This is a genomic window from Mangrovibacillus sp. Mu-81 (assembly GCF_036867415.1).
GTDB lineage: Bacteria > Bacillota > Bacilli > Bacillales > Bacillaceae_B > Rossellomorea.
In genome coordinates this window covers 1-16,844 of sequence record NZ_JBAJHU010000005.1, presented here as the reverse complement: position 1 = coordinate 16,844, position 16,844 = coordinate 1, and the positions used below count along the sequence as shown (strand labels likewise).

General features: G+C 42.6%; 22 protein-coding genes. 6 read left to right on the top strand and 16 right to left on the bottom strand.

Features of this window, described 5'->3' with window-relative positions; translation table 11 throughout:
* Positions 1 to 47: 47 nt before the first annotated feature.
* On the top strand, positions 48 to 299 hold the full coding sequence (gene rpsT, locus V6B33_RS12180; RefSeq protein ID WP_334218031.1) for a 30S ribosomal protein S20: 252 nt from the start codon (positions 48 to 50) through the stop codon (positions 297 to 299).
* Positions 300 to 509: 210 nt separating this feature from the next.
* Here rpsT and holA read toward each other — a convergent pair whose 3' ends face one another.
* Complete coding sequence (holA, locus tag V6B33_RS12175; protein ID WP_334218030.1) at positions 510 to 1,529, bottom strand: DNA polymerase III subunit delta; 1,020 nt, start codon at positions 1,527 to 1,529, stop codon at positions 510 to 512.
* A 295-nt stretch (positions 1,530 to 1,824) separates the two neighbouring features.
* Between holA and V6B33_RS12170 the strand changes: the two genes are divergently transcribed.
* Complete coding sequence (locus tag V6B33_RS12170; protein ID WP_334218029.1) at positions 1,825 to 1,959, top strand: YqzM family protein; 135 nt, start codon at positions 1,825 to 1,827, stop codon at positions 1,957 to 1,959.
* Between the two features lie 156 nt (positions 1,960 to 2,115).
* Here V6B33_RS12170 and V6B33_RS12165 read toward each other — a convergent pair whose 3' ends face one another.
* The 3 genes from V6B33_RS12165 to V6B33_RS12155 all read right to left on the bottom strand — a co-directional run bounded on the left by V6B33_RS12165 (position 2,116) and on the right by V6B33_RS12155 (position 5,680).
* On the bottom strand, positions 2,116 to 4,413 hold the full coding sequence (locus V6B33_RS12165; protein ID WP_334218028.1) for a DNA internalization-related competence protein ComEC/Rec2: 2,298 nt from the start codon (positions 4,411 to 4,413) through the stop codon (positions 2,116 to 2,118).
* The gene (locus V6B33_RS12160) at positions 4,406 to 4,969 is read right to left on the bottom strand and encodes a ComE operon protein 2 (RefSeq protein WP_334218027.1); all 564 of its coding nucleotides are present in this window, start codon (positions 4,967 to 4,969) and stop codon (positions 4,406 to 4,408) included. Before V6B33_RS12160 ends, V6B33_RS12165 begins: the two co-directional genes overlap by 8 nt.
* A 66-nt stretch (positions 4,970 to 5,035) precedes the next feature.
* On the bottom strand, positions 5,036 to 5,680 hold the full coding sequence (locus tag V6B33_RS12155; RefSeq protein WP_334218026.1) for a helix-hairpin-helix domain-containing protein: 645 nt from the start codon (positions 5,678 to 5,680) through the stop codon (positions 5,036 to 5,038).
* A 128-nt stretch (positions 5,681 to 5,808) separates the two neighbouring features.
* Here V6B33_RS12155 and comER point away from each other — a divergent pair, with 128 nt between their 5' ends.
* Positions 5,809 to 6,627 carry a late competence protein ComER gene (gene comER, locus V6B33_RS12150; RefSeq protein WP_334218025.1) on the top strand — a complete coding sequence of 273 codons (819 nt, stop codon included), beginning with the start codon at positions 5,809 to 5,811 and terminating at the stop codon, positions 6,625 to 6,627.
* 91 nt (positions 6,628 to 6,718) lie between these two features.
* Here the strand turns inward: comER and V6B33_RS12145 are convergent, their stop codons facing one another.
* From V6B33_RS12145 to V6B33_RS12110, 8 genes are read right to left on the bottom strand one after another with little or no spacing between them, the layout of a single operon-like run.
* Positions 6,719 to 7,465 (bottom strand): class I SAM-dependent DNA methyltransferase, encoded by a 747-nt coding sequence (locus V6B33_RS12145; RefSeq protein ID WP_334218024.1) that lies wholly within the window; start codon positions 7,463 to 7,465, stop codon positions 6,719 to 6,721.
* A complete protein-coding gene (gene rsfS / locus V6B33_RS12140; protein WP_334218023.1) occupies positions 7,465 to 7,812 on the bottom strand; it encodes a ribosome silencing factor in 348 nt (115 codons plus the stop codon). The genes V6B33_RS12145 and rsfS overlap by 1 nt, the downstream gene beginning before the upstream one ends.
* A gap of 6 nt (positions 7,813 to 7,818) precedes the next feature.
* Positions 7,819 to 8,385: a bis(5'-nucleosyl)-tetraphosphatase (symmetrical) YqeK gene (gene yqeK, locus V6B33_RS12135; RefSeq protein ID WP_334218022.1), complete on the bottom strand. Its 567-nt coding sequence runs from the start codon at positions 8,383 to 8,385 to the stop codon at positions 7,819 to 7,821.
* Positions 8,378 to 8,947 (bottom strand): nicotinate-nucleotide adenylyltransferase, encoded by a 570-nt coding sequence (locus V6B33_RS12130; RefSeq protein WP_334218021.1) that lies wholly within the window; start codon positions 8,945 to 8,947, stop codon positions 8,378 to 8,380. Before V6B33_RS12130 ends, yqeK begins: the two co-directional genes overlap by 8 nt.
* A 13-nt stretch (positions 8,948 to 8,960) precedes the next feature.
* On the bottom strand, positions 8,961 to 9,254 hold the full coding sequence (gene yhbY, locus V6B33_RS12125) for a ribosome assembly RNA-binding protein YhbY (protein ID WP_334218020.1): 294 nt from the start codon (positions 9,252 to 9,254) through the stop codon (positions 8,961 to 8,963).
* 2 nt (positions 9,255 to 9,256) lie between these two features.
* Positions 9,257 to 10,090 carry a shikimate dehydrogenase gene (aroE, locus tag V6B33_RS12120; protein ID WP_334218019.1) on the bottom strand — a complete coding sequence of 278 codons (834 nt, stop codon included), beginning with the start codon at positions 10,088 to 10,090 and terminating at the stop codon, positions 9,257 to 9,259.
* A 10-nt stretch (positions 10,091 to 10,100) separates the two neighbouring features.
* Positions 10,101 to 11,201 carry a ribosome biogenesis GTPase YqeH gene (gene yqeH, locus V6B33_RS12115; RefSeq protein WP_334218018.1) on the bottom strand — a complete coding sequence of 367 codons (1,101 nt, stop codon included), beginning with the start codon at positions 11,199 to 11,201 and terminating at the stop codon, positions 10,101 to 10,103.
* Entirely contained in the window at positions 11,198 to 11,722 is a 525-nt protein-coding gene (locus V6B33_RS12110; RefSeq protein ID WP_334218017.1) for a YqeG family HAD IIIA-type phosphatase, read from the bottom strand. The genes yqeH and V6B33_RS12110 overlap by 4 nt, the downstream gene beginning before the upstream one ends.
* Before the next feature lie 384 nt (positions 11,723 to 12,106).
* Here V6B33_RS12110 and V6B33_RS12105 point away from each other — a divergent pair, with 384 nt between their 5' ends.
* The gene (locus V6B33_RS12105) at positions 12,107 to 12,247 is read left to right on the top strand and encodes a sporulation histidine kinase inhibitor Sda (RefSeq protein WP_334218016.1); all 141 of its coding nucleotides are present in this window, start codon (positions 12,107 to 12,109) and stop codon (positions 12,245 to 12,247) included.
* Positions 12,248 to 12,457: 210 nt separating this feature from the next.
* On the opposite strand, the gene V6B33_RS12100 is transcribed toward V6B33_RS12105, so the two are convergent.
* The gene (locus V6B33_RS12100) at positions 12,458 to 13,240 is read right to left on the bottom strand and encodes a phosphatidylserine decarboxylase (RefSeq protein ID WP_334218234.1); all 783 of its coding nucleotides are present in this window, start codon (positions 13,238 to 13,240) and stop codon (positions 12,458 to 12,460) included.
* 176 nt (positions 13,241 to 13,416) lie between these two features.
* Here V6B33_RS12100 and pssA point away from each other — a divergent pair, with 176 nt between their 5' ends.
* Positions 13,417 to 13,956 (top strand): CDP-diacylglycerol--serine O-phosphatidyltransferase, encoded by a 540-nt coding sequence (gene pssA / locus V6B33_RS12095; RefSeq protein ID WP_334218015.1) that lies wholly within the window; start codon positions 13,417 to 13,419, stop codon positions 13,954 to 13,956.
* Between the two features lie 319 nt (positions 13,957 to 14,275).
* On the opposite strand, the gene V6B33_RS12090 is transcribed toward pssA, so the two are convergent.
* Positions 14,276 to 14,416: a hypothetical protein gene (locus V6B33_RS12090; protein ID WP_334218014.1), complete on the bottom strand. Its 141-nt coding sequence runs from the start codon at positions 14,414 to 14,416 to the stop codon at positions 14,276 to 14,278.
* A gap of 172 nt (positions 14,417 to 14,588) precedes the next feature.
* Here V6B33_RS12090 and sigK point away from each other — a divergent pair, with 172 nt between their 5' ends.
* The gene (sigK, locus tag V6B33_RS12085; protein ID WP_334218013.1) at positions 14,589 to 15,302 is read left to right on the top strand and encodes an RNA polymerase sporulation sigma factor SigK; all 714 of its coding nucleotides are present in this window, start codon (positions 14,589 to 14,591) and stop codon (positions 15,300 to 15,302) included.
* Positions 15,303 to 16,262: 960 nt separating this feature from the next.
* Here sigK and V6B33_RS12080 read toward each other — a convergent pair.
* Positions 16,263 to 16,403 (bottom strand): YrzI family small protein, encoded by a 141-nt coding sequence (locus V6B33_RS12080; RefSeq protein ID WP_334218012.1) that lies wholly within the window; start codon positions 16,401 to 16,403, stop codon positions 16,263 to 16,265.
* 252 nt (positions 16,404 to 16,655) lie between these two features.
* Positions 16,656 to 16,844, bottom strand: a 189-nt coding sequence (locus V6B33_RS12075) for a hypothetical protein (protein WP_334218011.1), incomplete at its 5' end; no start/stop codon positions are given.

Here is a 16,844-nt window from a genome sequence, read left to right as displayed (position 1 = left end):
AAATCGAGTCACATAGAATCTCGATCCTTTTTTAGGAGGTGACAGGAATGCCAAACATTAAATCTGCTATCAAGCGCGTTAAAACTAGCAACGAGCGCAACGCTCAAAATGCTACTGTGAAATCTTCTATGCGTACTGCTGTGAAGAAAGCAGAAGCTGCAGCTGCGAACGGTGCTGAAAACGTTAAGGAATTAACAAATGATGCGATTCGTCAACTAGACAAAGCAGCTCAAAAAGGTCTTATCCACAAAAACGTTGCAAGTCGTCAAAAATCACGTCTAATGAAAAAAGCGAACTAATTAGAAAAGCGCAAGCGCCTTGATCAACCCGACAAGCGTTGAAGGCACGATGAGTGAAGTCGGTTTTTGACTTTATTCGCCGGGCTGAAACCTCTCGAGGGACCAGGCGCTGGAGCTGGACAAAGAAAACCACTGGAGCTTATCCAGTGGTTTTTTTAATGGGAACTGTCATTGAATATGGTTAAATTGCCTTCTCAAATTTGCTTGACCTTATAACTCATTAAGCTTCAACAAGAACATTTCAATCATCAGTTCTTTCTTGATTTTACCTGTTTTGATTTCGTAGTCGCCTTCTGAGAGCCATTCAATGATTCTGGCCAATTGGGCGTCATTAAAGTGCTTGGCGTGGCCGGCAGCCAGCTTCACTCTGAAAGGGTGCACTTTCAAGGTTGTTGCAATCTTCTGTTGGCCATATCCTCTTCTTGATAATTCTTTCGTCCCGTAGATCAGCCTGAATTGGCCGGCAAGAATGGAAAGTATCTTCAACGGCTCTTCATTTTGCTTAAGCAGATCGTAATAGATGCGGAGTGCTTCATCAATCCTTCTATGAACCACTTTATCCACCAGGGAGAAAATGTTCTGTTCGAGGGAGCGGGCGGTTAACTTCTCCACTGCAGCAGAATCGATATGGTTTGTATCGCTTGCATAAAGCGACAGTTTGTCCAGCTCCTGTGTAAGCATCATCAAATTCGTCCCTGCCAGTGTCAGAAGCAGCTCGATGGCATCTTCGTCGATTTGAACAGCATTTGCCGCAGCTCTTTCCCTGACCCAGACTTTCAGTTCCCCTTCATTGAGTTTTTTTGCCTCAACCACTTCAGCATCCTTCTTCAGTGCTTTGGTGATTTTCTTCCGTTCATCAAGTTTTTCATAACGTGCTGTGAGTACAAGGATTGTGTAAGGAGCAGGTGATTGTATGTATTGTTCAAACCTTTTAATGTTATGCTCGACTTTCTCCTTCGTCTTTTCAGCCGTCAAAAAAACAGGGTTGTCAAGGATCACCACCCTTTTCTCACCCATGAACGGGAATGTTTCCGCATCCTCAATCGCCACTTCCACAGGCGTTTCTTCTAAATCATAACTAGAAAAATTAAAATCCATTTCCTCTTCGGTCAACGCAGCAGAAACGATCCTCTGCTTTGTTTCATTGATTAAAAAAGATTCATTTCCATATACTAAATAAATAGCAGCAAACTGAGATCTCTCAATTTTCTTCCAAGTATTAATAACCAAGTCAGCACTCTCCAATAACTCTTTTATCTTCTCTATGTTAAAAAAGCTTTTGGTTTTTGACAAGTGGTAAGTAAGGGGACGCCCAGGCTCAGGACACCCCCTATATCTATATTAACGTTCACGGGAAAGACCTAGGAAACTTTTCCGTGAACGGTATTCCTTTGTATTGATTAGTGTCACCACGCTGCGGGTAACTTATAGGTGACAACTCTTGTCAGTAAAGGAAAAAGTACAGGGAAGTATAGATTTTTTATAGGCGATGTTCTATACTAGAATAGAAATAGGAGGGGTAGTTATGAACCAATTTGAAAAAAACGTGCAATCAAAGAGAAATGATGCTGTAGACTCAGGCGTCGGTTTTATTGTTTCTTTTGGATTCTTTGCTACGATGTTTGTTATTGCTACTGTCATTCAGCTAATTGGAGCTTAATGAAAAAGAAAATGAGGGGCAGACCCAAAAAGAATCGGTTTCTTCAATTTCCATATATGGTACTGAACAGAGTAACATACAATTGGGTTGAAGGCCTGACACTTTCTGTGGTCTGCCCCTTTTTCTTTAGCGCTTATTGTGTGTTGGTACTTCATACTATGGGTGTTGGGCAGAAAATGTTCCTTGTCCTCCCAAAAATCGATAAGTCAAAGCCCCATGTTCGGCTGTGTTATGAATCAGGACTTCATTTCTCTGAAGCCTTTTTATCACATCGGGATGCGGGTGGCCGAATCGATTGTTCCTCCCGGCAGATATAACGCCAATTGATGGCCTGACCTCCTCTAGAAATGCTTCACTCGTGGAAGTATTACTTCCGTGATGGCCAACTTTTAAGACATCTGCTTTTAACTCGTACGATTGAACGAATACTTCTTCTCCTTCTTCCTCCATATCACCGGTAAACAGCCATTTGAGTCCCCCCATCTCTGAGTAAACGACAAGAGAATCATCATTCCCCTCATATACATCATCCTGAGGAGACAGGATGTGAAATGAATACCGCCCTGTTTCCCATTTAAAGGGGGATCTGACCTGCCTGACTGCAATCCCTTTCTCTGTTGCCGCCCTTATGATTTCCTTCATTTCTTTTTTCTCCCCACTGTTTGGGGTGATCAGGATTTCTTCTACTTTTACCATTTCCATCAAATCTTCTGCCCCCCCTACATGATCTAAATCACCATGAGTGAGAATGAGTTTATCTAACTTCGTAATCCCTTTACTTTTCAGCAGGGGAACGATCACATCTTCTCCCACCGTAAATGTTTTTGTTTTCTTTTCCCATGCTTCTTCAGAAAAATCAGCGGCACCACCTGTATCAATCAGATATGTTCCTTGATTGAAGGGCAGGTCGACCAGAATAGCGTCACCCTGCCCCACATCAATAAACACAACCTCCCCATACGGGCTGAAATGATTCCATACCAACTGCATCAGCATGACCCCGCATAACAACAGGGACGGGCCTTTCCACTTTCCCTTTTCCAATTGCAGAAATACATTCAGAATCAACAGAGCATAGCAAATGATAGTCAAACTATGCGGCTTACCTAAAACAACAGTGTTGAACGGAAAAACGACAATCAAGGTAGAAAGGGCATCTACACTCCGCACAATCAGCGCATAGAAGGAGGTCAGCAAATTAAAACCGTCAGAAACCAGCAGATTCATCAAAAATGTAAATAATGCCATCGGCAGGACGAGAAGGGAAAATAGGGGGACGAATAATAGATTCGTTAAAAATCCAGAGAGAGAAAACTCATAAAAGTGAAAGAGGATAATGGGCAGTGAAGATAATTGAGCTACAACAGTCACTTTCAATAATTGGATAAGATAGGATCCGGTAGAAGCTGCAATCATGGTTGATGACAAAACGAGACAGTAACTGACGGTAAACGAAAGTTGAAAACCTATGTCAAATACCAAAAAAGGGTTCAAAAAGAGCAGGCATATAAAGACAATGGATAAGCTGTCCAGCGTACTTACACGAAACCGCGATTTCCTGAAGAGCAAAAGGATGATCAGCATAGAAGAAGCCCTGACTACAGGCGGTGCCCCGCCTGTTAAAATCATATAGAACAGCAAAAAAACGACCGATATCCATAATGCCGACTCCCGCGTGATTCCGAGCCGGAGAAATATGAAGTAAATCATCCCGAAAATAAGTCCTACATGGAGACCCGAAATTGCAAGTAAATGGACGATGCCCAGCTCCCGGTAGGCATTCATCTTCTCCTCGGGTATTCGAGCGGATTCACCGAATACCAATGCTTGAGTCATCCCCACCGTTTCTGCAGGAAAATGTTTTTCAATGTACTTTAAGCCTGAATACCTCCACTGTATCATTGAATATTTCCATTCATCATCCGTCTTACCGCAAGATTCAATAGAATCCACCTGTATAATCCAATGAATATTCCGCTCATAAAGATATCGTTTATAATTGAACAGATTGGGATTGGAATTTTTTTCGGGTTCAACAAATTCCCCCCGGATCTTACACGACAGTCCAGGCATTAGTTTCTCTGCCGTTTCAGCCTGTTCTTCTGTAGGGATCCTATATCGAAAAATGAGCTTTTCATTATTCAATTCTCCAATGCCGCGCAAGGAATTGCCGTCGATTGAAGGAATTGAGTCGATCGTTAGTAGATTGATGGATGTACGGGGGGTTATAGAAGAAATCCGGTTTGTTTCTTGAAGGTCGGCAAGCAGAAAAGAAGCAATGAAAACGATGGAGCATGAAGTACATATCAACAGGGAAGATTTGCGTAACAGGAGCGTCAGGAGAAGAAAGACAATAAAGAAAGCACTCCAATAGGATTGAAGTGCCGACAGTGTCCCCGAAAGAGTCGAAACTGCCATCAACAGCAGCTTATAGCCCCCAGTGAAATTACTCATTAAACAGCTTTATGTATTCATGCTCATATTTTCCGATCAATTCCTCATCGGCGCCTTTGTTGCGAAGTTCCTCGATGAGCGATAAGACTAATTGGGACTTGACTTTATTTTGCGGATCCAGGATTTTTTCGTGAAAAGGAACTTGTTCGACACGTACCTCTGCCTGTTGAAACAGCTCTGCTGCATAGGGATGATTCTTATAATCAACAGCATAGTATACAGTTTTGATGCCTGCTTGTACAATCGCCTTACAGCATTGAAGACAAGGAAAGTGAGTGACATAGATCTCCGCCTCATCAGTACCTACACCAAACTTTGCACACTGCAGCAATGCATTCATTTCAGCGTGGATGGTCCTCACACAATGGTTGTCTATGACATAGCAGCCTTCATCTATGCAATGATCTCCTCCTGCGATTGATCCATTATATCCCCCCGCTATGATCCGTTTGTCGCGTACAATGGTTGCGCCGACAGTCAACCGGGTACACGTGCTTCTGAGTGCCAGCAAATGACTTTGTGCCATGAAATATTGATGCCATGCTATTCTTTTCATTCTCTATCTCCCTCCAAAGCTAATGTCTTTTTATAAGTGTATAAATAGTCATCATGTTTCGTCAATTCATTGCACAAAAATATAGTCCTTTAATTTTTCGAAGGTTTTATCTCCGATCCCTGAGATATTCTTGATGTCTTCGATTTTATTGAATGGTCCGTTTTCGTCTCTGTATTGTACGAAAGTGGCTGCCTTTGCAGGACCGATTCCAGGCAATGTTTCAAACTCATCCAGCGTAGCGCTGTTAAGGTTGATTTTTGTTTCATCAGATCCGCCCTGCTCGCCTTGGATGACAGGGATTTCCGACTGTACTTCCCCCATTTCAGGAACATAGATCAACATCTCATCCGTCACCTTGACAGCCAGGTTGATGAGCTTGACGTCAGCTTCAGCCGTGAAGCCCCCGGCCCTGTCGATGACAAATTTCAGACGCTCCCCTCTCTTCACCTTGTATAATCCAGGTTTCTTCACCGAACCTTTTACATCCACAAATACGCTGTCTTCTCCCTCAATGTCCCCTTGCTGTTTCTGTTCACTTTCTTCATTCAATTCTGCGCCCTCTGCTTCTTCTTCCACTTGGGCGGGAACTTCAGGAATAATTTTCTCTTTAGCCTCACTCCCTGGGAATTTAAGAAGAAACAGTACAATGACACCAATACAGGCAGCAGCGATTACCAGAATGCTCTTATATTTTTCAAAAATGGGATGCATATTGAAATCACCTCGGTTGGAATAATCACTAAATGGGTTTCATACGTTGTAGAGTAAGGGTTTTCTAATAGACGGCGGCATTTCGCCGAATTCAGGAATGCAGGACCTTAATTGAAGGAGGGCTGTAAATGAAAGCAGGGGTAATCGGAACGGGTAATATGGGGAAAGTGATCATAGAGGCTCTGATTGAATCAAAAGCCATTTCTCCTTCTAATCTTATCATCACAAATCGAACACTAAAAAAAGCGGAAGAAATCCAGGAAAAAACGAATGTTCATGTCATGAATTTGAATGAAGAAGTCATACATGCTTCCGACCTGCTATTTATATGCGTAAAACCTCATGATGTCCATCGCGTCATCGAGGAAAATAAAGATAGCTTTACAGTTGATAAGTGTGTGGTATCGATCACAAGTCCCGTCAGTGTCGATCAATTACAATCCATTGTGTCTTGTTCCTGTGCACGCTTCATTCCAAGTATCACAAACCGCGCCCTGAGCGGGGTTTCCCTGTTGACTTTCGGTAATGACTGCACAGAGAAATGGAGAAGGGAGTTAACGGAGCTCGTTAAGCATATTTCCACTCCTGTCATCATTGAGGAAAATGTTACCAGGGTGGCGTCTGACATCGTAAGCTGCGGACCTGCATTCTTCAGTTTTCTGACTCAGCGGTTCATCAATGCTGCTGCAGAAGTGACTGAAATAGATCCGGAAACGGCCACTGTACTGGCGTCCGAAATGCTTATCGGTCTAGGGGAACTGTTAAAGAAAGATATTTATACATTGCCGACACTGCAGGAGAAAGTTTGTGTAAAAGGAGGGGTTACCGGTAAAGGGATTGCAGTGATGGAAAATGAGCTGGGAGATGTTTTTGAAAAGTTATTTCAGGCAACACAGGAGAAGTTTGCAAATGATATCGCAAAAACGCGGGCACAATTCGGAGTCTGATGGACTCCTTATTTTTATTTCGACATAAAACTCGAAAACCCTTCTTTTTTAATAAAATAAACCGGAAACAGTCCTTGATGGACTGCCCGGTTTATTTCTTTCTGCACGTAAAAAAGATACGCTCGTTCTTGTCTGAAGGCGGTTGTCCTGTAAAGTCCCCCGTAACCTCCAGCACTTGAAATCCTGCACTAAGGAGCCATTCCTTCAGCTGAAGGACAGGATAGGTGCGCTGTTTATGCAGTTCTTCCACTCTTTCATACATGCCGCTCTCCTCATCACGCACAAAAAAAGTAAGTTCATGTTCCACGCTGTTGGGCCAATCACCCGGGAAACAATCCCATATATATGAAACGGAATCATCGGTCATTGTAAAGGTGCTGTTCATAAAAACTTGAGACATTTTATATACTGAATGCACGTCAAACAGGAAAAGGCCATCCTTCCTTAAATGACGGTGAACATTCTTGAATGTTTCAATCACATCTTCTTCTCTTTCCAAATAGTTGAGGGAATCACAGAAGATCGTAATCAGATCGTATTCTTTTCCCAGGTCAAGTCTCGCCATATCCTGTCGAAAAAGAGACAACCTGCAGTTTCTTTCAAGAGCTTTTTCCTGAGCAATGACGAGCATATCTTCGGATAAATCCACTCCAGTCACTGCAAATCCTTCCTTTGCAAGCAGCAGGGATAATTCACCGGTCCCGCAGGCTATATCCAGCATATCCTTTCCTGGTACAGAATAGGATTGTGCCTCATGCTTAATAAAATCAAGCCAGCCATCATAATTCACGTCCTGCATTAAATAGTCATATACATAGGCAAAACGCTCATAACTCATTAAATACTCTCACTTACCTCAACAAATGAGGCATCCCCCCATAAACGCTCGAGGTTATAATAACCCCTCTCATCTTTATGGAAGACATGAGCAACGATATCTCCAAGATCCACAAGAATCCAGCGGGCCTGTTCAAATCCTTCCAGGCGTTTGACCGTATATCCGCTCTCCTCTGCTCTGTCCTTCAACTCCCGCGCAATGGCCTGCACCTGCTTATCGGAATTTCCGTGACAAATCAGGAAATAATCGGAAATGAGTGAAACACCCTTCATATCAAGTACAACTATATCTTCAGCGCGTTTATCGTCTGCAGCTTTATAAGCTAGTTCAAGTAAACGTTGTTCCATCTATTTTCATCTCCTCTGTTCAAGTACCAGTTTATTATAGAACCGGAATGTATCCGGGTAAATTGCCTGATTTTTTTTCATCAGGAATACCATCGTGTTTTGAAGGGCCTTGATTATCGCTCCATCAAGGGATTCCCGTGCTGTCTCCCTCACTTCTTCAACTCCCGGGAAATGACGGTTCGGTTCAATATAATCCGCTAAATAAATCACTTTATCCAGTATGGACATGTGATCATTTCCTGAAGTGTGAAAACGAATCGCATCCAATATCTCCGGGTCGGTTATACCCGCTTCCCTCTCGACGAGGACCGCACCAACTGGAGCGTGCCAGAGTTCGCTGTTATACGCCAACAGGTCCTTAGGCAGCCCTTCTTTTTCAATGATTTGTTTCATTTCAATTTTATCACGGAATTTTGCATAGTCATGAAAAATCGCCGCAGTTTCTGCTTTCTTTTTATCTGCGCCAAATTTCAAAGCAAGCATAATAGCTGTTTCCATTACACCGCAAGTATGTACATACCGGTGTTCGGTCAGCTGCTTTTTCACCATTTCCAAAGCGGTATCCCTATCCATAAAGTTTCTCCTCCTTTATGATTCGATACACCTCATCTGTTACGAGATAGCGAATGGATTCATTATTCTTTACTGCTTCACGAATGATGGAGGAGGAAATTGCGAGATCAGGTATTTTCACAAACTGTATGCTATATGGAGTTTCATGGGAATAGGCGGGTCTGTTCACTCCTATGAAGTGTACCATTTCCATGAGTTCATCAATGCGAAACCATTTAGGGAGATATTCAATCATGTCCCCGCCGATGATAAATGAATACTCAATTTCTGAATCTCTGTTGGTCAATTCTTTTATCGTATCGTAAGTGTATGAAGGGCCTTCTCTTTGAAGTTCGATTGTTTCAATCTTAAAATCAGGATTTCCGCTGATCGCTCCTTCGAGCATTTGTAATCGCTGATCAGCCGAGACGGTGTCATCACTCTTTTTATGAGGGGGTACCTGATTCGGAAGAAACCGGATTTCGTCCAGCCCGGCTTTTTGCAGAACCTGCTGTGCAATGACTAGATGTCCCAAATGCGGGGGGTTGAACGTGCCCCCGAGGAGTCCGACTTTTCTCTTCATTTATCCTTCACCCTTATCTAGGCAGAGTGAGTTGCTTATTTTCTTTCGATTCTTTATATAGGACGATCGTGCTGCCGATCACTTGTACAAGTTCTGCCCCGGTACCTTCCACAAGAGCATCCGCCACTTCTGTTTTAGCCCATTCACAGTTTTGAAGGACACTGATTTTCATTAGCTCCCGTTTTTCCAGTGCTTCATCAATCTGTTTAATCATGTTTTCATTGACGCCGCCTTTGCCCACTTGAAAGATCGGCGATAAGTGATGTGCTTCCGAACGTAAATACCTTTTTTGTTTACCTGTTAACATTGTTAACCTCCCAGTTGTTTTAAAACGACTTTTTTCATTAATTCTGTATTTGGAGTGATCCCCGTCCATTTTTCAAATGCCAGTGCACCTTGATAGACGAACATTTCGAGACCGTTTTGAATGACCGCGCCATTATACTGCGCCTTTCTCAAAAAAGTAGTCTGAAGAGGATTATAAATAATATCACTGAATACAGCGCCTGCTTTTACGCGGCCGGCCATAAGTGGGGAAGCCCCTATATCAGGAAACATCCCGATTGATGTAGTTTGAATGACAACATCATATCTGATCAGGGTCTCCTCTGCCTCCTGGAGGGTGCAATAGTTGGATTCAATCGCAATAGGGCATGCCTCCATCAGGTCAAGTGCCTTCCTTTCCGTACGATTGGTAATGTCGATCCTCCTCAGCCCGAGTGAAGCAAGTGTATAATAAATCGCCTTTGCTGCACCGCCTGCTCCGATGATCAATACTTCTTTACTTGCGATATCACCTTTTATTACTTTTTTCAGCCCTTCCACATACCCCTCGCCATCGGTATTGTATCCGATCAGCTTTCCTTCCTGATTGACGATCGTATTCACGGCACCTATGGAAGCTGCCAGAGGATCTAGTTCATCAAGAAAAGGCATGACGGTTGTTTTATGGGGCACCGTTACATTGATCCCTTTTAAGCCCAGTGCACGGATTCCTTTAACGGCATCCGGCAGTTCGGCAGGTGACACTCGAAACCTCCCATATACCGCCTTGAGACCTGCATCATCAAATGCGGCATTTTGCATGTCAGGAGACATCGAGTGAGCAATCGGATCTCCGATTACACCATATAGATCATTCACTCTATCCCTCCTAGATTAGAGATTTCCTCAGAAAGACACTGACCCCTTTAGGAACGTGGGCAGCAATCGAAGCACCTGGTTCATTAACCGTGATCCACCCAAGTCCCGAGAACACGATATCCGTCTTCGCCTCTTTTACTTTAAATTCGTGCTTCACCAGCTCAGGAAAAGTTTCCATATCGTCTTTACGCGGCGGTTGAAGCAGCTCACCTGCGTGGTTTTTATACAGCTCATCCGCTTTCTCCAATTTCGTACGATGGATCGCTAACTCATTCGAGAAATACGCCGTGAACGGCTGACGTTCGCCGTTTAAAAAGTCAAACCGGGATAATCCGCCAAAGAACAAAGTCTGTTCAGGATTCAGCTGGAATGTCCTTGGCTTAATTTCCTTCTTAGGGGTAATAAACTTCAAGTCCTGTTTATCCACGAAATGGGCCATTTGATGGTGATTGATGATCCCCGGTGTGTCAATGAGCGATTCCTCGTCATCCAGTGGGATCTGAATCATATCTAAAGTGGTGCCTGGAAAGTGTGAAGTCGTGATGACATCCTGTTCCCCTGATACATGCTTGATGATCCGGTTGATGAACGTTGACTTCCCTACATTTGTACAGCCAACCACGTATACATCTTTACCATTGCGGTATTTCTCAATCGCATGGATCGCTTCCTCTATACCGGATCCTTTGGCAGCACTCACCAATTGGACATCAACAGGCTTCAGCCCCAGTTGACTTGCTTCATGCTTCATCCAGTGGATCATCTTGGAATGCTTGACAGACTTGGGCAATAAATCTACTTTATTACCTATCAGCAGGATCGGGTTCGAACCGACAAATCGGTGAAGTCCCGGCAGCCAGCTGCCGTTGAAATCAAAGATATCGACTATTTTCACAATTAAGCCTTCTGAATTCCCGATTTCATTCAGGATCTTAAGAAAATCGTCATCAGTCAATGGAACGTCCTGAACCTCATTATAATGTTTTAACCGGAAACATCTTTGACAGATGATTTCTTCCTTTTCGAGTGCAGAAGGCGGTGCAAAGCCCAAGCCTTCCTTGTCTACTGTCTGAATTCCCACTCCACATCCTACACATACTACTTCACTCACTTCTTTTCCTCCCACTCAAGCAGACCTTTCCGCTTGAAAAACTTCATGATCCTTCTCTCCACTCTGCGATTGAACTTTGTGATGAAACCGTCTGATTGGGCCACCGGCACCACAAGGATTGTATGAAACCCGTTTCTGTTGCCGCCAAGAACGTCAGTCAAAAGCTGATCTCCAATGACTACCGCTTCTTCTTTCTTAACACCCATTTGTTTAATCGCACGTCTGAAAGCACGCCCCATCGGCTTTCTGGCCTGGAAAATAAATGGCACGCCTAGAGGGTCTGAAAATGCACCGACGCGTCTTTCATTATTATTGGAAACAATCGTAACCAGGATCCCTTGTTCCTGCATTTCTTTGAACCATTGAATCAATTTAGGGGTAGCATTTGGCCTGTCCCACTCCACAAGGGTATTATCCAGATCGGTAATAATTGCTTTGATCCCTTTTTCTTTTAAATACTCCGGACGGATACTGAAAATGTCCTGAACCTGTTCATCAGGTAAAAATTGCTTTAACACCATCTATACACCTCAAATTTCTATTTCAATAATAACGACGTTCTATAATCTTAATTAAATCAATGATAACCAATTTTACTTGCAGATTCAAAATAAACCATATTATATTGGCACGGTCAATGAATATTCCAGTTATTTATAAATATTTTTCGACAAAATTCATGTCGATTGGTTTCTGTGGATAACCTTATTCACATTATTCCCTCAATAAAGTTAGGTAATTTTACCAGTTGTATACAGTTTAACCACAACTTATCCACCATTCACTGTGGATAACGGAACGCTTGTTCTAAAAAAAGTTATTTGGTAAAGTTTAATTACTACTTCATAACTTACTAACGATATGTTTCAAAATAAAAATGTATGACGATCCTGGAGGTGAAAATAATGAGGAAATTATCGGACGAATTGCTATTGGATTCTTATTACAAAGCGTGCCAATTAAAGCTCAACACAGAATTTATCCGCCTCATCGAAATGGAAATTCACCGTCGGTCACTTACACATCGCATAAAAGCTACATCATAAAAAGAAATGCGCAGGGGCTTTGCTCAGAGGCGGGTGGCATAAGACGAACCGGCCGGGAAGGCGGCACTTTGCCTTCTTGGACGGTTTGGCTTATGACATGTGCCTCTAAGCCCCGGAGCTGGACAAAAAGAAATGCGCAGGGGCTTTGCTCAGAGGCGCGACACACATAAGAAAAGAAAATGGGACGGATCATTTCATCCGTCCTCTTTTTTATTCATTAAACTTCCCGACCTTTTCCCCCATTTTCACTTCCCTCGGAACAACTTTGCCTTCAGAGAAACGAAACCGGTCTTTTTCAAACAGGAGAATGACGGTCGAACCAAAAGTAAAATAAGCCACTTCTTCTCCCTGCTTCCATTCCGTATGGTTGTTAACATATTCGATACTGTTAACAAACATCGCTCCGACTTTTACAACAGCCACTTTCCCGAAATCATGCTGAAGTTCGGTGATTTCACGATAATTTTTGGAAAGAACATCCTTTCCATACAGCAGCCCGGATTCATTAACCGGATAGGAATGCCTGCCCAGTGACCACTTACTCAATACGTCACCATCTACAGGGCTGTGAATACGATGATAATTTGCCGGACTCAAATAAAAGACCGCAAATGCCCCACCCAGATAAGGTGCAGCTTTCTCCCCTGTTCCCATCATCTCCAGGATGGAATACGATTTACCTTTTACTTTGATCATAAGGTCCTCAGATATCATGCCGATTTCAGCGAGCAGCCCGTCTACCGGACTTACGGCATCGTACTCTCCATATTGGATGAGTCTTGCATCTTTTCTCAGCTTTCTGATAAAGAAGTCATGCAGGGTGCGATACTCCTCGGCACTGCCTTCCAATTCATTTACATCTATCTTGAACGTCTTTATGAAACCGGATATGAACGGCATGCTTAAACTGGATTGCACGAACTTCCTCAGGAGAAAAGAAGACCACTTTTTATTAGTCAATTCGATACATATTCGATAAAATGATTGCCTCATCATGATCCCTCACTGTCCATACACAAAAGAATAGAACTTTCGCAGTTTAATAAGTATATAATAAATTATTATTATATACTATATTGAAAGGAATATTTTATCTGCCGGGAGTCAATTTCTTGCTTAAACAATCATAAGGATGTGTAAAAAATAAAATTATAAGGAGTGAATGCTTATTGTTACTCTCCGATGTCGTTGATCAGACCGTGAGAAAGTTGAAATCACAGACTGCAAATCTTTTGACATTAACCAATCTGTCCCTCGGAGGATTCAGTGTTATTGCCACCCTGCACAATCAAATGAACTTAAGTCTGCTGCTCATTTTCATTGCTGCGTTGACAGACCGTTTGGATGGAATGGCCGCAAGGAAACTGAACATCGAATCAGAGTTTGGGAAACAGCTTGATTCGATGAGTGACATCATTTCCTTCGGCGTCGCACCTGCCTTGCTGATCTATACAGCTGTTTTAAATGAATTCTCATTTCCCGGAATGTTTTTTGCGATTTTCTATATAGTCTGCGGTGCATTTCGTTTGGCGCGCTTTACGATTACTGAAAATAACGGTTATTTTACAGGATTGCCCATCACGGCTGCAGGCTGCCTGCTGACTTTGAGTTATTTAGCCATTCCGTTTATCCCAAGTGTATTGGTCTTATTCATAACGATTATTTTATCATTATTGATGATCAGTTCGTTTACGTTTAAAAAAATGTAAGATGAAAAGACCCGCGACAGTTCGCGGGTCTTCCTGTGAAACGGGGATGAGCTAGCCGCCTCCGGCTTTTCTATTGTCCAGCTACGGCGGCTAGCCCCTCGAGGTCATAAGCTAAATGGTCCAAGAAGGCAAAAAACGCCTTCCCGGCCCATTCATCTTATGCTTGTCGGGGCTGAGCGAGCCGCCTCCGCTTTTCTATTGTCCAGCTACGGCGGCTAGCCCCTCGAGGTCATAAGCTAAATGGTCCAAGAAGGCAAAGAACGCCTTCCCGGCCAATTCGTCTTATGCCACCCGCCTCTGGCAAAGCCCTTCCGCTTTTCTAGTAGCAGTTGGTGTAGTACCACCAGCCACCGAATAGGAATAGCAGGATGAGCAGTACAACTGCAAGCGCAAAATAGAAACCTCCGCCGCCATATCCACAATATACCGGAGGGCCGTAATAAGGATAACCATATGGCATGTGCTTACCTCCTTACACACTTACTATGATTAATATATGCGGCACCATTAACGTACGAATGGGCTATTCCCCGCTTTATTTGTCCGGAAAGCCTGTATACTTTCATGGGACGTGCAAGGACTGGCTGATTTCTTCATATGCTTACTGTATAAGTCCTTATGGAGGTGTGAATATGTCTGGCGTTCTGACAGCATTGGGATATTTCTTCAAAGAATTGATATTTCTCGTCTCTTATGTAAAGAACAATGCTTTCCCTCAACCCTTATCGGCAGCAGATGAAAGAAAGTATTTGCGTATGATGGCCGAGGGAGACGACCACGCACGGAACCTGCTGATCGAGCACAATTTACGTTTGGTCGCGCATATTGTGAAAAAATTCGAAAATACCGGCGAAGACCCAGAAGATTTAATTTCCATCGGGACAATCGGATTGATCAAAGCCATTGAAAGTTATTCGGAAGGGAAAGGTACGAAGCTTGCCACCTATGCTGCCCGTTGTATAGAAAATGAAATCCTCATGCATTTAAGGGCTTTGAAAAAGACAAAAAAAGATGTTTCCCTTCATGATCCGATCGGGCAGGATAAAGAAGGGAATGAAATCAGCCTGATCGATATTTTAAAATCGGAAACAGATGACGTTATCGACACGATTCAATTGAGCATGGAACTCGAAAAGGTCCGAAAGTATATATGCGTGCTGGATGAGCGGGAACGAGAAGTGATTGTCGGCCGTTTCGGATTAGACATGAAAGAAGAAAAAACACAAAGGGAAATCGCAAAAGAACTCGGCATTTCCAGAAGCTATGTCTCCAGAATAGAAAAACGTGCGCTCATGAAAATGTTTCATGAATTCTACCGGGAAGAAAAAGAAAAGCGGAATAAATGATTTTTTAATAGTAAAAGGAGGCTTGGACAAAAGTGTTTTGGTCTAAGTAAACCCGAACTAATTTGAATTCAAGGATTCAAGTAAGTTCGGATTTTTTTAGTTTATAAAATGTTCATTTAGTTTTTAGCTTGTTCCAGCGGTTGATTGGAGTGCAAGACGAAGACTCCTGCGGGAAAATTAGCTTATTAGAAAAGCGGAAGGGCTTTGCTCAGAGGCTTATGACATGTGCCTCTAAGCCCTGCAGCTAAACAAGTGAGACCCCGCAGGAGCGAATTGCGACGAGGAGGCTCACGGGCTAACCGCGGAAAGCGAAGTCTTGCACGGAAATCATTAGCGGTGATTAGAGTCCACACTGAAAATGTTCGCCTTAAGTTAGGTGTTATACTGTTTTTGTCCCAGCCTCTTTTTTGGTCAAATTATATGTTCTAAACATTATTATATAACAAGCTGCCTCCCATGATGCCTCATCTTTACAACATATACTACATCACTATTCTACACTGACTTCAGCAGCAATGATCAGCCCGATGACAAACGTCAAAACAAGACCCATTATCATGGAAAACATCTCATTCACTCCCTTATTAGGATAAGAATCAACTTTCTTTCTTACTATTAATGTATCATCTTTACATCAAAAATCCCGCTGCATCCGTGAACAACTCTTTACTGAAAAGTGACAGATTCATGAAGGAGATACAGCTGCCGCGTCCTCCCCTTGCTGGCAACAATCCAATAAAAAAGGGATCCCTCATCGACCATAAGGGATCCTCTTTTATTTTTATTTTTTCTTTATCTTATGAAAGTAAGCCGTCCATAAAACGATATTCAAAAACAACTCTTCCACCTGCTTTCTCTTTCGTTAGGCAGAGTCCTTCTCTACCCATAGCGCATTCAGTCTTTTCTCCTGTATAAATATCATGTTACATTCTCCTCTCCAAATGGATTATTATCTGTTCATTAAAGGATTTGGGACATATACTGCTGCTTTTCTTTCGTTTGTTCATATTGCTTCGTCACTTCGTTATTGTGTTCAGCTTCCTCAAATGATTCATGTTTCTTCTTGAATGTTACCGTTAGGAATAAAAGATTCAGTGTCATACGTATCACCCCTTTCAAAGCCTTATTTCAGGCAGTAAAAAGCCGCAAAGAGAACTTCCCTGTGCGACACAAAAAAACCGCAGGAAAGTACATTCTCCCCGCGGCTCCATTTAAATTAGTCAGTGTTAAAATTAAACGAAAATCATCCCGTAAGCGGTCGAATGGTTTGAACAATATTCTGTTGTATAAAATTTCTCAGCAGCGATGATCATTTTCTTCGACCTCCTTGAATGTATTTTTTTCTTACATTGGTTAGTATATCCAATTCCCTTTGAATTGTAAACATTTTATTTTCAACAAATTTCGATTTCTCTCACCGCCAAGCTCTATCATTCTATTTAAGGTTCGTTCTTTACGGAGCGGCAGTTTATCTATTTTTCGAAAGAATGTGCTTCTTACCTTGGAAATTCCATTGTCCAGCTTTTGACCGTGCTGAATAAA

Coding starts and splice junctions, on each gene's coding strand:
- V6B33_RS12105 (WP_334218016.1), top strand. CDS start 12,107: ATGAGGAAATTATCGGACGAATTGCTATTGGATTCTTATTACAAAGCG.
- V6B33_RS12165 (WP_334218028.1), bottom strand. CDS start 4,413: ATGAGTAATTTCACTGGGGGCTATAAGCTGCTGTTGATGGCAGTTTCG.
- V6B33_RS12130 (WP_334218021.1), bottom strand. CDS start 8,947: ATGAAGAGAAAAGTCGGACTCCTCGGGGGCACGTTCAACCCCCCGCAT.
- comER (WP_334218025.1), top strand. CDS start 5,809: ATGAAAGCAGGGGTAATCGGAACGGGTAATATGGGGAAAGTGATCATA.
- V6B33_RS12170 (WP_334218029.1), top strand. CDS start 1,825: ATGAACCAATTTGAAAAAAACGTGCAATCAAAGAGAAATGATGCTGTA.
- V6B33_RS12080 (WP_334218012.1), bottom strand. CDS start 16,403: ATGACACTGAATCTTTTATTCCTAACGGTAACATTCAAGAAGAAACAT.
- V6B33_RS12155 (WP_334218026.1), bottom strand. CDS start 5,680: ATGCATCCCATTTTTGAAAAATATAAGAGCATTCTGGTAATCGCTGCT.
- yhbY (WP_334218020.1), bottom strand. CDS start 9,254: ATGTTAACAGGTAAACAAAAAAGGTATTTACGTTCGGAAGCACATCAC.
- rpsT (WP_334218031.1), top strand. CDS start 48: ATGCCAAACATTAAATCTGCTATCAAGCGCGTTAAAACTAGCAACGAG.
- V6B33_RS12100 (WP_334218234.1), bottom strand. CDS start 13,240: ATGAGGCAATCATTTTATCGAATATGTATCGAATTGACTAATAAAAAG.
- V6B33_RS12090 (WP_334218014.1), bottom strand. CDS start 14,416: ATGCCATATGGTTATCCTTATTACGGCCCTCCGGTATATTGTGGATAT.
- V6B33_RS12145 (WP_334218024.1), bottom strand. CDS start 7,465: ATGAGTTATGAGCGTTTTGCCTATGTATATGACTATTTAATGCAGGAC.
- V6B33_RS12110 (WP_334218017.1), bottom strand. CDS start 11,722: ATGGTGTTAAAGCAATTTTTACCTGATGAACAGGTTCAGGACATTTTC.
- sigK (WP_334218013.1), top strand. CDS start 14,589: ATGTCTGGCGTTCTGACAGCATTGGGATATTTCTTCAAAGAATTGATA.
- rsfS (WP_334218023.1), bottom strand. CDS start 7,812: ATGGAACAACGTTTACTTGAACTAGCTTATAAAGCTGCAGACGATAAA.
- yqeK (WP_334218022.1), bottom strand. CDS start 8,385: ATGGATAGGGATACCGCTTTGGAAATGGTGAAAAAGCAGCTGACCGAA.
- V6B33_RS12160 (WP_334218027.1), bottom strand. CDS start 4,969: ATGAAAAGAATAGCATGGCATCAATATTTCATGGCACAAAGTCATTTG.